Here is a 14253-nt window from a genome sequence, read left to right on the forward strand (position 1 = left end):
CCTCAGAATTGAGCGGCCTTCATCACCTGCAACAATAGGGGCGCAAGCAGCAGCACCACGGGCGCAAACCCCATGAATGCCTGAGGCCATGTAAGATTGAGCACCGTACGGCAGCCCACAAGCACGCAGGCAACCATCCATATGAAGCCCACAATGGAGCCAAGCAGTGGCACAACGCACAGCAGCGAAGGCGCGGCCGCGTACGCCGCCACCTGAAACACCAGCGAAAATTCGGGCCTTTTGCCGGTAATAAAGCCATAGGTAAAATGCATCAGGGCCGTAAGCACATACAGCTGCACCACTGAAACGCCCGTTTTGAGCAGAATGGTCATGGGCAGACTGAGCTGGGGTGACAGCAGAATGAGCATTTTTTCCAGCTCTGGATCAGTTGCGGCGCTGGGTGACATAAGCGAAAGAAATATGCCCGACCACACCCTTTCAATGATCACCTGAATGACGCTAATGATCAGATAGAACACCAGAGGACGCACCTGCGGAGTATCGGCGCGTACGTGGTCATAAAAATTGTGCGCGCCAAACATGACCCGCATGCAGGTGTGATAAAAGGCGGGTATCCAGCCGTCTGGTTCCGGGGCCGCATCCCAGGGGTTGGCTGGCACATGGTTGCTGTCGTCGTCTCCGTTTTCAAAACGGGCCGCCTCACGCGCATAGGCGTCGCTGGCAGCGCGGCCTTCGTCCCCACGATCGTTGCCCGCTCCAAAAATACTGCGGTGAGAGTTGCGGCTGTCGCCGTCGTCATCCCGACCGTTACCCCTGTCGTTATCCCGGCTGCGGGCATCGGTTTGCTTGCCGCCCCGCTGCCCAAAAATACTTTTGCCGCCCAGCAGCCCCCAAAGGTTGCCAAGGCCCTTTTCCTCGCTATCTTCCTGCGCGGGCTGTTTCGCCCCCTGCCTGCGGTTGTCCCCCCCCGAAGTGTAGCGGGGTTCGGAATCGGACTCGGCATCGGCATCAACATCAGTACCTGCGCTTTTGCGGGGGCTGGAATTGCCGGGCACGATGGCTCCCGGCGGCAGAGGATCATCGCCGCCGCTATGCCAGCCGCCCTGAGGAGGATGGGAATAACCGGATTCATCAGACTGTGGCTGGCCGCCCTGCTGCTCGTCGTTTAATTCAGGTTCCGGCGGTTCAGAAATCACATCTGTAACACCAGTGCCAGGCACAAGGCGGAACCGGCAGGCGCAGTGGGGGCAGGTGGCGATTACGGCCTTGGAAGGCGCACGATCGGCGGGCAATTCGCGGCTGAAACCGCAACGCGGGCAAGTAATATTCACAAAAAGACTCCTAGGCTGGCCGATAAAAACCGACGCATGATTCCCCGCCACTCTAGCCGCAGCCCACTGTGCTGGCAAGTGCCGCCACCACCGCATTATACAAATGACCATAAAAACGGCCCCAGAGGCGGTTTTCCCGCGCCGAAGCATTGACAGCCTGAGCCGCTGCGGCTATTTTGAGGGCTCAAGGGGAGTAACTGGGTTCTTGAAACCCCGGCGACATCAACAGCATGGCCATTGGCCTGGTGTCGCCATCGGTACTACCGATTAGTGAGACCTTGGCGTTTACGCCAAGGTCTTTTTTTTATTTTTTAAGGAGAGCATATGACAGTTCGCGCTTTGCGCCCCTACATTATCGCCGTTGGCATGACTCTGCCCGGCCTTTGCATCCGTTTTCTGCACCCGGATGTTTCGCCCCTGGTTGTGGCCCTGCTTTCGGGCATGGCCATTCTGGGCGCGTCATTTCTGCTTACCTGGGCCTGCGAGGTCGCCCAGATGGACATTCCCCAGGCCGTGGCCGTGGCCGTGGTGGCCTTTATCGCAGTGCTGCCAGAATACGCCGTGGACATGTACTTTACCTGGATGGCCGGGCAACACCCCGAGAGTGCGTATTCGCACTACGCCATCGCCAACATGACCGGTGCCAACCGGCTGCTCATAGGCGTGGGCTGGTCGGCCATCGTGCTGGTGTTTGCGGGCAAGTTTCACTCTGGTGTCTCCCTGCCCGACGACAAGCGTACAGACGTGCTCTTTCTCGGCCTGGCTACCCTTTACGCCCTGTTCATTCCCATCAAGGGTTCGCTCACCTGGGTTGACGGCGTGGTTCTGCTGGGCATCTATATCTGGTACATCTGCATTATCGCCCGCAGACCTGTGGAAGAAGAAGAACCCGAAGGCCCCGCCGCCCTGCTGGCGCAATTTGCCAAAAAAGTACGCCTGCGCAGCGTTATTGCGATTTTTATTTTCTCGGCGCTGGTTATCATGTGCAATGCCGAGCCCTTCAGCGAAAGCCTGGTAGCCAGCGGCAAGCTGCTTGGTATCAACGAATTTCTTCTGGTGCAGTGGCTTGCGCCTATCGCCTCTGAATCGCCGGAATTCATCATTGCCCTCATGTTTGCCGCCCGGGGCAACGCCTCGCTGGCACTGGGCAGCCTGCTTTCGTCCAAGCTCAACCAGTGGACCCTGCTCGTCGGCATGATTCCCGGTGTCTACGCCGCGTCATTTGGTTCGCTTTCACCCTCTATTAATCTTGACACCCACCAGTTTCAGGAAATACTACTGACGGCCGGACAATCACTGTTTGCGGTAGCCCTGCTGGTAGATCTGCGCCTGCAGGTGCGAGAAGCCGTGTGGTTGCTCGTCCTTTTCGCGGCCCAGCTGCTTTCGCCCATGTATGATGTTCAGCTCGAAGCCCTGCTGGGGCTTGCGCACGACCCGCTGCGCCTGCACTTTTTCTTTGCGCAGGTGTATCTGGTTCTGGCTGCGGTGCTGCTGCTGCGCAACTGGCGCGGTTTGCTGCGTCTGCGTGAAGGTTTTAAGGTTTAACTCTGTATCTGACGCCCGCATGCACGCCCTGCGGCCTGCATGCGGGCTTTGCCGCACAATTCAGTTGGCCTGACGGTACGGCCATTTATTGGAATATTATGCCTCGCCTAGTCGCTTTATTGCTCTTTACGCTGCTGCTTTCTGCGCAAGTGGTCTCTGCCGCCCGCCTGCCAGAGATGCAGCCTGCTGGCTCATCAAAAGCCGGAACGGCTGTTCTGAGCAACAAAGATAATTCGCCCCGGCCAGAGGCCGCTGCTGCCCACGAAGAGACCCTTGTGGCCGACGCCGTTCAGGCAGGCATGCAGGGCGACCCGCCCCAGACTGAAACGCAGCTGGGCACCCCCGCCGCAACTGCTCAGGTAGATGCTGACACCGCGGAAAAGGCAGAAGGAACTCCGGCACACGAACTGGCGGCCAGCCCTGCCCTTAACAATTCTGGCTCCAGCAATCCGAGCCCGACCCCGGCAGGCGACAGCGCCAACCCGACAAAAACCGACAAGGACGCGGCAGCCGCCATCATCTCCGGTTCCCGCCGCCCCGGTGTCATTGAACACCAGATAGTACGCACCAATCGTGGTGACAAACCGGACATCAACCTCAGCTACCCCTCGCTGGGCGTTCGCGCCATTGATGCCAATATCCGCAATTGGGCCACCGGCATCGCCGACGCTTTTGAAGAAACCTTCAATTCGCCTGGCCTGTACCCGGACAACAACCGCCCGGTTCCCGAGCTGTGGTGTTCGTATGCCGTCAGTCACCCCTCGGACAAGGCGCTGAGCATCACCTTTGAGGTGTGGACCTACACAGGCGGCTCGCAGGGCAATCTGGACGTGATGACTCTCAACTACAGCCTGCTCAGCGGGCAGCGGCTTGGACTGGTGGATATTTTTGAAGATCCCGATGCCGCTCTGGCCATCATGTCCGCATGGTCGCACAAGGAGCTGACCCAGCGACTGGGCGGCATGCGGCAGGAGCAGATGCTGCGCACGGGCCTGAGCCCGGTGCCTGAAAATTTCGCCAGCCTGACGCTGACTCCTTCGGGCATACGCATCAACTTTCAGCCCTACCAGGTGGCTCCCGGCATGGCTGGCGCACAAAAGGTGGATATCCCCCTTGAGGAACTGCTGCCCGCCCACCCCCTTCTGTTGCTCTGGGGAAAATAGGGCAAAGCCAGCGTGCTACATTCCCCCTTTCAGATATGCAAAAAGCCCCTGTCGGGGCTTTTTTTATGGGCAATATCCGGTTAGCGGCATCAGTCCAGGCCGCGCAGCTTTTCGCGCAGCAAGGCCGCCTTGGCAGGACCGATACCGGGAATCCTGCACAAGTCGTCCACGCTGGCGGCCCGCATGGCCTCCACGCTGCCAAAGTTGTCCCACAGCAGACGGGCAGTCGCAGGGCCAATACCGGGCAGCCGCATGAGCTCGCCCGAAAGGGCCGCGCCCTGTCGCGCCCTACGGTGGCGGCCAATGGCAAAACGGTGGGTATTATCGCGCACATTCTGCAAAAAGAGCAGCTCTGGCCCGCCCTCGCGCAGTGGCAGCGGATTGGAACGGTTGGGCACAAATATCCTGTCGGCCACGTTGCCCGCACGGCGGTCAGCATGCCCCTCCTCGTCCCTGGCCTTGGCAATGGCGGCCAGGGCAAACAGGTCTTCCTTGCCTGCCTCGCGCAAGGCCCGCTGTACAGCACCCAGCTGACCGCGCCCGCCGTCTATAAGCAGCAGGTCGGGCCACGGCGGCCCGCTCTCAAGCCTGCGCGCAACCCAGGCGTACAGGGTTGCGTAATCGTCGCCGCTGTCGGGCATGGCATAGGCCCGGTACTGCGAGCGTTCCGGCTTGCCGTCTTCAAACACAACCATGCCCACGCGGGTTTGCTGGCCGCCAGTGTGCGAAACGTCCACGCATTCGATGCGCATTGGCAGCTCTGGCAGGTGCAGTGCCCTGGCCAGCCGCTCAAGAATATTCAACTCCGACTTCTGCTCCTGCCGTCGGGCTTCTTCCCTGGCGTTGGACTGCGCAAGATCAATAAGCTGGTTGTCACCCGCGTTTTGCGGCGGCACAATGCGCACGGCCCCACCCCGGCGATCCGCAAGAGTCTGCTCCAGTGTTTCACGGGTTGAAAGCCCGCCGGTCTGCGGCACGGCCTCGGCCCCTTCGTTGCTTTCGGCGTCTTCGGCCTCTTCCTGGTCGGCGGGAATCCACGGCAGCAGCACGCGCGGGGGCGGCGTGGCCTGACTGTAATACTGCCCCATAAACGACCACAAAAGCTCTGGCGCATCCTCAAAGGTCAGGCCCGGCCAGTAAAAAGCCCGGCCATCGGTTACAGCCCCATTGCGCACAAAGAGCAGCCCAAGGGCCAGCCCCCGGTCTGCCGCAAACAGGCCCACGGCGTCCATATCTCCGCCGCCGGGCAGCACAGCCGCCTGCCGCTCCACGGTGCTTTCAACCGCGCGTATCTGGTCACGCAGGCTGGCGGCCCGTTCAAATTCCAGATCTTCGGAGGCCTGTTCCATGGCCGCGCGCAGGCTGCCCAGCAGCTCTGCCGACCGCCCCTGAAGCAGGTCGGTAACCTTGCGCACGTTTTCGTTGTATTCCTGCGAGGTAACAAGGCCCATGCAGGGGGCGGGGCACTGCCCCATAAAATGGTACAGGCAGGGACGCACACGGTTTTTCATGGCCTTGTCCGTGCAGCGCCGCAGGGCAAAGGCCCGATGAATGAGCTTCCACGTTTCGCGTGCGGCCAGTGCCGAGGTAAAGGGGCCAAAATAGCGCGCGCCGTCACGCCGCGCCTGCCGCACAATTTCAAGCCGGGGAAAGGGATGCTTGGGATTGATACGAAAAAGCACGTACTGCTTGTCGTCGCGCAGCACGATATTGTAGTGGGGCCGGTGCTTTTTGATGCAGCTGGCTTCCAGCAGCAGGGCTTCTTTTTCCGTGGTGGTAGTCAGATACTCAATGCTCACGGCATGCGAAAGCATGGCCCGGGTCTTGGCGGGCAATCCCTCAGGCCGAAAATACGAGAGCACCCTGCGGCGCAGCACACGTGCCTTACCCACATAGATGATACGGCCCTTGGCGTCCTTATAAAGATAGACACCGGGCGTAAGGGGTATACTGGAAGGTTCGGGCTTTTGCATGGCCGCGCGGGGGTGTTGAAAAGGGAAGAAAAGGAATGTGCGGGGGAGAAGACCCAAAAGCCCTCATCCCCCGCGCTCCTCCTGCAAAGTATGTACGGTACGGCACATGCGCAAGGGGGCAAACCCTAGCCTGCCGTATCTCAATCGGTCAGTTCTGGGGTACCCCCCTAAATCAGCCCTTTCTGCATCATTTCGGCCACCTGGGCCACATCCTTGTCGCCACGGCCAGAGAGGTTCACCAGAAGGATGTCGTCCGTGGACATGCCGGGAGCCATCTTTATGGCGTGGGCCAGTGCGTGCGAAGATTCCAGAGCCGGGATGATGCCCTCGTGACGCGAGAGGGAGAAAAACGCATCCAGGGCTTCCCTGTCGGTCACGCTGACGTATTCGGCGCGGCCCATATCCTTCAGCAGGGCGTGTTCCGGCCCAACGGAGGGATAGTCCAGCCCGGCAGAGATGGAGTACACCTCGCCCGCTTCGCCAGCCGGATCCTTGATCATGTAGGAATTGAAACCGTGCATGACGCCGGGTTCGCCCAGGCACAACGAGGCCGCGTGCTCGCCGTAGCTGTTGCCACGGCCACCCGGCTCCACACCCAGCAGGCGCACGTCGGTGTCATCCAGAAAACCAGCGAACAGGCCGATGGCGTTGGAGCCACCGCCCACGCAGCCAAGGCAGGCACTGGGCAGACGCCCGGTTTCGGCCAGCATCTGGGCGCGGGCCTCGCGGCCCACAACAGACTGGAAAACACGCACCATGTAAGGATAGGGGTGCGGCCCCACGGCAGAGCCAAGCACGTAAAACATTTCCGGGTCTTCAATCCACATGCCCAAGGCTTCGTCCACCGCTTCCTTGAGGGTACGCTGGCCGGTTTTGGCGGCAACCACGCGCGATCCCAGCATTTCCATGCGGATCACGTTGAGGTGCTGGCGCTCCATGTCCACTTCACCCATGCAGATGGTGCATTCAAGTCCCATGAGGGCGGCGGTGGCGGCGGTGGCAACTCCGTGCTGACCTGCGCCGGTTTCGGCGATAACGCGCTTTTTGCCCATGCGCTTTGCCAGCAGGCACTGCCCGAGGGTGTTGTTGATCTTGTGCGCGCCAAGGTGATTGAGGTCTTCACGCTTGAGCCATATCTGCGCCCCGCCGAGGCTACGGCTCAGATTGGCGCAGTGGAACACGGGGTTGGGACGCCCGGTGTAGTGCGAGCACAGATAATCCAGCTCTTTCTGAAAGGAGGGATCCGCCTCGGCGGCCTTCATGGCTTCCGCCACTTCGTCCAGGCGTGCCTTGAGGGGCTCGGGTACAAACTGCCCGCCGTAGGCCCCAAAAAAGCCGTTGCTGTCGGGTTTGCCGTAAGGGGCGGAATGCTGGCTCATGCGATCTCCTTGGTACTGCTGGGGTTCTGCCGGATCGGCGACCTGTGGTTTTTCTGCCATGGCAGGGCACGCCACAGGTAGCGTAAAAAACTTTGTAACTCTGTCGTTTTGACAGCGCCATGTCAAGATAGCTGCCTCAAACCCGCACAGAACGTAAGTTTTTGGCTGTTGGGCATTGGTCAGGCGCTGTCGGGCCGCCTTGCCCGTCCGGGCTCTTTGCCCTATAGTCCCCACTCAATAACAAAGAGGCGGAGTACCATGCTTGAAGAAAAATTCACCGGCAACGGCAAAGTAGTGCTGCTGGCAGGTGGCGGAAAAATCTATACGGATATCGCCGCCCGCTTTGTGCGCAGTGAACGCGATCTGGAAGAAATTGTGGCCTCGCCCTATTCGCGCCAGATTGTGCAGAACATTCTCGATTCCGGCCACAGGGCCGCGCTTGAGTTCGACTTTTTTCTGTTCGGCGTCGAGGGCTATTCGCGCGTTACCGAAACGCAGCTGGTGCGCAAGCGACTTGCTTCGTACCTCATCAAGTCTGGCCGAGCCGAGCTGAACGGCAAGCGCAGCTATTCTGTAGTGTATCCGCGCAGCGTGGCGGAATTTACCGCACAGGTTACCCTGCCCGACGGCCACACAGCCAGCCTGAGCGGCCATGATCTGGCCGAAATTTCGCGACAGTGGTACGACGCCGGACTCAACGCGGGCCTGCCGGAAGAAGACCTGCGCTACCTCAAGCCACAGGCCACGGAATTCAAGGCCATTATTGGCATGAACGCCCACGCCCTGCTCGACTGGTTTGCCATCCGCTGCTGCCGCAACGCCCAGCACGAAATACGCCATCTGGCCTGGCAGATGCTGCGCCTCAGCCGCAAGGCCGCGCCCGATCTGTTTGCTGGTGCGGGCCCCAGCTGTGTACAGATGGGCTATTGCCCGGAAAACAAGCGTCAGCATTCGCGCTGCGTGGGCCATGTGCTCACCAAGGAACAGGCCATGGAAGTGCTGCGCGCCCACGGCAGCCAGCAGACCAGTGCAGAAGACTTTACCGACCAGTAACCCCCCGGCGGAAAGATAAAAAAAACGGTTCCGTGTGTCTGACACGCGGAACCGTTTTTTATTTTATGCACAGTCTGGTTAGGGGGCAGATGCCCCCACGGTAGAGGCATCGTCGTGCCGGGTCTGCTCAGCAAATTCTTCGGGGCTGGTATCCAGCCCGTTGACCACAGCGCCAATCATGATGCCAAGATGGCTCATGGCAAGGGCCAGCCACCATATGCGGTAAAAATCGTGGCCGAATATGCCGTTGACCAGCCAGCCGCCAAAACCTATCCAGAACCAGGCCGTCATGCGCCAGTAAATGCTTGGACTTCTGCTTTCAAGCTCTGCCAGCAAGCGCGGGCGAATACGCCTGTATCCCCACCAGATAAAACCGAGCAAAAAAATCATGCCCAGTGCAAAGCCAATAATACCATGAGCATAGAGCATATCGAGATACAGATTGTGCGGATGGCTGATGGTAATCGCGTCTTTTTCCGGTGCAAGGCCCAGAGAGCGGAAAGCCTCGTTATACCGCCCAGCCCCGGCTCCCAGCCAGGGGTGCTCGGTAAAGACATCCCATGCCAGATGCCACAGGCTCCAGCGACCATCGCTCTCTACCGCGCCAATACCGGCCCGGCCTTGCAACACCAGTACGCCCAGCAAAATGGCCAGTGAGATACCGGCAAGCTTCCAGCGGGCGCGCCCGCCGCGCAGCAGAATCCACAAGCCGAACGAAGCGGCAACCGCCAGCGCGCCACTACGGCTGGCAGCACCAATGAGCAGAAAGAAAGCGGGCCACAGGGTTGCAAAGCACAGCAGAGCGGTCGCCAGGGGCGACAGGGCGCGCCTTATGATAAACCACATGGCAAAGGCAGGAATAAGCGCCAGCGCTATGTAGTTGCCCACCGTATAGTCACCCAGACTGCCGGTAAGCCTGCCAGAATTGCAGGCATACCCCATAATGAAATCCACGCCGGTCAGCGCCTGATGCAGGCCATCCAGCCCTTCCCAGAAGCAGGCCAGCACGCAGGCCCACACAAGACGGCGCAGGTCTTTCTCGCTACGCACGCATTCCATGGCAATAAAGGGCAGAATAAAACCCTTGTTGATGCCCGTGCCCGCATGCAGCACAGATACCCAGATGTGCTCTGAAAAAAACACGCCTATGGCAATCATACCCCACAGGCAGTAAAAAAGCGGCTTTGCATCAAGCCTGCGCAGCACGCTTTGCTGCCAGTTGTAGCGGTAGTAAAATAAAAGGAATATGAAACATACAACAGGCAGAACCTCGCGTGCACCATAGCCAATGGGAAAGCTTGCCAGCGAAATCCAGAACGACCAGAAAAGCCAGTTGCTCCACGGCGCTGTTGCGGGTTCGCGCACTGCGCCAAGCAACGTTTGCCGTGCCTGCAGACACTGTTTATTTATTTCAGCAAATATATTCAGCACAATGCTTTTCGCCCTTGTTTGGGTGTAGATTACGGCGCAAGATGTACCCGTAGACGGCCACAAATTCAAGTGGCGGCAAATTCCTTGCATTAGCGGAACAGGCAAAATATACTTTTGTGATAAATTATTTCACCATTGAGGTACATATGGCCAGATTTACCGGTTTTGACGAAGTATTCAGTGCTCTATACGTTGATTTCGACAATATTTACACCCGCTTTCTTGAAATTGACCCCGAGGCTGCGCGCGCGTTTGGCTCTGTACCCTACCGCTGGGTACGCTGGATAGAAAATCATGCGCTGCGCATTCTTTATGGTGAAGGTGTGCGCCGCCGCATTTTAAAACGCATGTGCTACCTGAACCCGCAGAGATACCAAGAATACCGCAACCCCTTTATCCGCAGCGCCTTTCAGGTGGTTGACTGCCCGCCGCTGACCACGCGCGGCAAAACCAGCACCGACATCCATCTGGTCATGGACTGCATGGACGACCTCTCGCACTCCACCCATTTTGACGAATTCATCATCCTTTCTGGCGACGCCGATTTCACGCCCCTGCTCATACGCCTGCAGGAACACGCCCGCCGTACCCTGGTGCTTTCTGTGGGCTATTCATCGCCCGCGTACACGGCGGCCGCCTCGTGGCGCATTCGCGAAGACTGGTTTTTGCAACAGGCCCTGCGCGACGAACGCGCCGACGATGTGGACGACCAGCCCGTGCCGGTGGTGCATACCGCCCCGGTTGCTTCGGTTGCGCCAGTGTCGGCCATCACACCCGCGCCCTCTGCCGCCCGCACGCCGCAACCGGCCCCGCAAGCTGGCGGCATGGATGACGAGGACGAGGGCCCCTCGCCCGGCAATGCGTGGTAAATACGCGTAAACTGTCAGCTCAACGGCCAGAAGCGCTTGACGCCGGGGGCCGCCGACGCTAAAAAGTGAGACGCTCTTTTCTGGTTGGTAGCCCGCCCTACTGGTGCACACCGCGCTTTCCGGCGAACCACGGACCGTTGCAGCTTGCAGCCGTTTTCAGTGATGACGGTGGTGTGCTGTGGCGCAGCGTCCCCCACGACGCATACAGCGGCGGGCCTGAATCATAAAAACCCTGGTTAGGAGGTCCTATGTTTCGCCGTGTAATTCTTGCCCTGGTTTCCCTCGCCCTGCTTTGCGGGCCGGCGGCTGCCGCCGAAAAGTTCATTGTGGCCAGCGACTGCACCTGGCCCCCCATGGAAATGCTTGACGCCAACAAGCAGCCCGAAGGTTTCTCCACCGACTACCTCCGCGCCATGGGCAAAGCCGCTGGCTTTGAGGTAGAAGTGCGCAACATCGCGTGGGACGGCATTTTTGGCGGCGTGGCCACCGGCCAGTACGACATCGTGGCCTCCTCGGTGACCATCACCCCCGAACGCGAACAGCAGTTCGACTTCTCTGCTCCCTATTATGAAGTGGTGCAGGCCGTGGTTCTGCCCGCTGGCAAGAGCATCAAGTCTCTGGCTGACCTCAAGGGCAAAAAGGTCGGCGGCCAGATCGGCACCACCGGCATTTTCGTTATGCGCAAGGCCAATGCCGGCGCTGACATCAAGGAATACGACGACGTGGGCCTGGCCATTCAGGACCTCGTGGGCGGCCGTCTTGACGCCGTTATCTGCGACGATCCGGTTGCCATGTACTATGTGAACAAAAAGCCTGACACCGCTGGCAAGCTGAACATCTCGTTCAAGGCCGACGAAAAGGAATACTATGGCTTCACCGTCCGCAAGGGCCGCAAGGACCTGGTGGAGAAGCTGAACAAGGGCATCGCCGCTGTTAAGGCCTCTGGCGAAGATCGCAAGATTGCCGAAAAGTGGCTTGGTAAATCTAACTAACGTTCCGTTTTGCGGGGCGTTCGGGCTTGTCCTGAGCGCCCCGCCGTATTTTAAGGAGTGGACATGATTCGTCGTACAATGCTGGCCCTGGTTGCCGTTTTCCTGCTTTGCAGCCCGTCGATGGCTGCGGAAAAATTTGTTGTAGCCACTGACTGCACCTGGCCCCCCATGGAAATGCTGGACGCCAACAAGCAGCCCGAAGGTTTTGATGTGGACTTCATCAAGGCCGTTGCCAAGGCAGCCGGTTTTGAGGTTGACGTGCGCAACATCGCCTGGGACGGTATTTTCGGCGGCGTGGCCACCGGCCAGTACGACATAGTGGCCTCTGCCACCACCATTACCGAAGAACGCCAGAAGCAGTTTGACTTCTCTGATCCCTACTACGAAGTTGCCCAGGCTGTGGTGCTGCCCACCGGCAAAAGCATCAAGACCCTGGCCGACCTCAAGGGCAAGAAGGTTGGCGGCCAGATCGGCACCACCGGCGTGTTTGTCATCCGCAAGGCTGGCGTGGCCGTTGATCTCAAGGAATACGACGACGTGGGCCTGGCCATTCAGGACATGCTGGGCGGCCGTCTTGACGCCGTTATCTGCGACGATCCGGTTGCCTTGTACTACGTGAACAAGAAGGCCGACACCGCTGGCAAGCTCAATATTTCGTTCAAGACTGAAGAAAAGGAATACTACGGCTTTACCGTACGCCAGGGCCGCAAGGACCTGGTGGAAAAGCTGAACAAGGGCATCAAGGAAGTCAAGGCTTCCGGTGTGGAAGCCCAGCTGCTGCAAAAGTGGATGGGCGCCTCCAAGTAATTTGCCTTATTGTATTTTTTAGTTTGGGCTTCCGGGCATTTGCCCGGAAGCCTTTGGCGTAAAACGGGGCACTGTCAGTTATGTTAACTGCCTTGCCCACAGTAACGGGCGGCTCACTGCTCTTCGGCCACGGGCCGAAATACCGGGCCGCCAGCCTCAAACGCGTTGCCATGAAGGACTGCGATGCACGACAAAAAAGATGGAAGCAAAGGCAACATCATTATGGTCACGGATGGAGCGTCCATCCCTGATCCGCGCGAATGGCGCCTGATCAATGCCTGGTCGATTGCCCTGGTGGGTGCTATCGGAACCCTGTTTGCCCTTTGCACTCTCTGGCCCGAGCCTTACCTGCGCATTTTGCTGTACCTGCCGGATGGTGTGCTGATCACATTCAGGATCACCTTGCTTTCCATCTGTTGTGCTGTTCCTCTGGGCCTGCTTACAGGCCTTGGCCGCATTTCAGACAACCGCATCATCAACCTGATTGCATCCACCTATGTGGAAGTCATACGCGGTATCCCCCTGCTTGTGCAGATATTTTATATCTACTACGCCCTTTCGAGGTTTGTGCAGGTCAGTGGTGTTACCTCTGCGGTTGTTGCCATCAGCTTTTGCTACGGCGCATACATGGGCGAAGTTTTTCGCGCTGGCATCACGGCCATCAGCAAAGGCCAGACAGAAGCGGCGCGTTCACTGGGCTTTAACCGCTACCAGACCATGCGTCTTGTGGTTCTGCCCCAGGCCATGCGCACCATTTTGCCGCCCGTAGGCAACGAATGTATCGCCATGCTCAAGGATACCTCGCTCGTGTCCATCATGGCAGTGCCGGATATCATGCAGCGTGCGCGCAGCTTTGTGGGCACCACTTACCTGTACTTTGAAACGTACACCCTGGTGGCCATTATCTATCTCATCATTACCCTTTTGCTCTCCAAGGCCGTGAGCGTCATGGAATCCAGGCTGAACTACTATGACGGAAAATAACGCCGCCCCCATTATCTCCATCAGTCACGTCTGGAAGTACTTTGGCTCACTGCCTGCCTTGCAGGACGTATGCCTGGATATTGCCCCCGGCGAACGGGTGGTCATTATCGGGCCTTCCGGTTCCGGCAAGTCTACCTTGCTGCGCTCCATCAACCGGCTTGAGCAGATCGACCAGGGCAGCATTATCGTTCAGGGGCAAGATATCCAGAGCGATGAAAATAACATCAACGAGATGCGTCAGAACCTGGGCATGGTTTTTCAGCAGTTCAACCTGTTTCCTCACAAAACAGTGCTTGAAAACCTTACCCTTGCACCACGCCATTTGCGCAAGCTCTCGCGCGAAGAGGCCAATGCCCGCGCCCTGACCCTGCTCAAAAAAGTTGGCATCAGCGACAAGGCCAATGTGTACCCTGCCATGCTTTCGGGCGGGCAGCAGCAGCGTGTGGCCATTGCCCGCGCCCTTGCCATGCAGCCTTCCATCATGCTGTTTGACGAACCCACCTCGGCGCTTGACCCCGAAATGGTTGGCGAAGTGCTGGACGTTATGGTGAAACTGGCCGAAGAAGGCATGACCATGGTTTGCGTGACCCACGAAATGGGCTTTGCCCGCACCGTGGCCGACCGCCTGATCTTTATGGATCAGGGGCAGATTGTGGAAATGGGAAAGCCCGAAGCCCTGTTTACGGCTCCCAGACACCCCCGCCTGCGCCAGTTCCTGAACCAGATTCTTTAGACCGCTTGCAGTTATGAAGGAATGCCGTGCAG

Annotated in this window: 12 protein-coding genes; 8 read left to right on the plus strand and 4 right to left on the minus strand. The window is 58.8% G+C overall.

What is annotated here, in order from left to right; translation table 11 throughout:
- Positions 1–2 precede the first annotated feature (2 nt).
- Complete coding sequence (locus tag F8N36_RS10945) at positions 3–1292, minus strand: YIP1 family protein (protein ID WP_291332848.1); 1290 nt, start codon at positions 1290–1292, stop codon at positions 3–5.
- Positions 1293–1616: 324 nt separating this feature from the next.
- On the opposite strand from F8N36_RS10945, the gene F8N36_RS10950 reads away from it, so the two are divergent.
- Positions 1617–2837 carry a sodium:calcium antiporter gene (locus F8N36_RS10950; protein WP_291332849.1) on the plus strand — a complete coding sequence of 407 codons (1221 nt, stop codon included), beginning with the start codon at positions 1617–1619 and terminating at the stop codon, positions 2835–2837.
- A 98-nt stretch (positions 2838–2935) separates the two neighbouring features.
- Entirely contained in the window at positions 2936–4000 is a 1065-nt protein-coding gene (locus F8N36_RS10955) for a DUF3298 domain-containing protein (RefSeq protein WP_291332850.1), read from the plus strand.
- A gap of 89 nt (positions 4001–4089) precedes the next feature.
- On the opposite strand, the gene uvrC is transcribed toward F8N36_RS10955, so the two are convergent.
- The gene (gene uvrC, locus F8N36_RS10960; protein ID WP_291332851.1) at positions 4090–5973 is read right to left on the minus strand and encodes an excinuclease ABC subunit UvrC; all 1884 of its coding nucleotides are present in this window, start codon (positions 5971–5973) and stop codon (positions 4090–4092) included.
- A gap of 167 nt (positions 5974–6140) precedes the next feature.
- Positions 6141–7352: a tryptophan synthase subunit beta gene (trpB, locus tag F8N36_RS10965; protein WP_291333077.1), complete on the minus strand. Its 1212-nt coding sequence runs from the start codon at positions 7350–7352 to the stop codon at positions 6141–6143.
- Between the two features lie 258 nt (positions 7353–7610).
- Between trpB and thyX the strand changes: the two genes are divergently transcribed.
- Positions 7611–8405, plus strand: coding sequence for an FAD-dependent thymidylate synthase (gene thyX / locus F8N36_RS10970; protein ID WP_291332852.1), 795 nt, complete (start codon positions 7611–7613; stop codon positions 8403–8405).
- 78 nt (positions 8406–8483) lie between these two features.
- Here thyX and F8N36_RS10975 read toward each other — a convergent pair whose 3' ends face one another.
- The gene (locus F8N36_RS10975; RefSeq protein ID WP_291332853.1) at positions 8484–9770 is read right to left on the minus strand and encodes an O-antigen ligase family protein; all 1287 of its coding nucleotides are present in this window, start codon (positions 9768–9770) and stop codon (positions 8484–8486) included.
- 212 nt (positions 9771–9982) lie between these two features.
- Here F8N36_RS10975 and F8N36_RS10980 point away from each other — a divergent pair, with 212 nt between their 5' ends.
- The 5 genes from F8N36_RS10980 to F8N36_RS11000 all read left to right on the plus strand — a co-directional run bounded on the left by F8N36_RS10980 (position 9983) and on the right by F8N36_RS11000 (position 14221).
- Positions 9983–10705, plus strand: a complete 723-nt coding sequence (locus F8N36_RS10980) for an NYN domain-containing protein (protein WP_291332854.1) — start codon at positions 9983–9985, stop codon at positions 10703–10705.
- A 248-nt stretch (positions 10706–10953) separates the two neighbouring features.
- Entirely contained in the window at positions 10954–11697 is a 744-nt protein-coding gene (locus F8N36_RS10985) for a basic amino acid ABC transporter substrate-binding protein (protein WP_291332855.1), read from the plus strand.
- A 63-nt stretch (positions 11698–11760) separates the two neighbouring features.
- Positions 11761–12504 (plus strand): basic amino acid ABC transporter substrate-binding protein, encoded by a 744-nt coding sequence (locus tag F8N36_RS10990; protein WP_291332856.1) that lies wholly within the window; start codon positions 11761–11763, stop codon positions 12502–12504.
- Between the two features lie 183 nt (positions 12505–12687).
- A complete protein-coding gene (locus F8N36_RS10995) occupies positions 12688–13488 on the plus strand; it encodes an amino acid ABC transporter permease (protein ID WP_291332857.1) in 801 nt (266 codons plus the stop codon).
- Positions 13475–14221, plus strand: a complete 747-nt coding sequence (locus tag F8N36_RS11000) for an amino acid ABC transporter ATP-binding protein (protein ID WP_291332858.1) — start codon at positions 13475–13477, stop codon at positions 14219–14221. Before F8N36_RS10995 ends, F8N36_RS11000 begins: the two co-directional genes overlap by 14 nt.
- Positions 14222–14253: the final 32 nt, after the last annotated feature.

The organism is Desulfovibrio sp., from assembly GCF_009712225.1.
In the GTDB taxonomy this organism is placed as follows: domain Bacteria; phylum Desulfobacterota; class Desulfovibrionia; order Desulfovibrionales; family Desulfovibrionaceae; genus Desulfovibrio.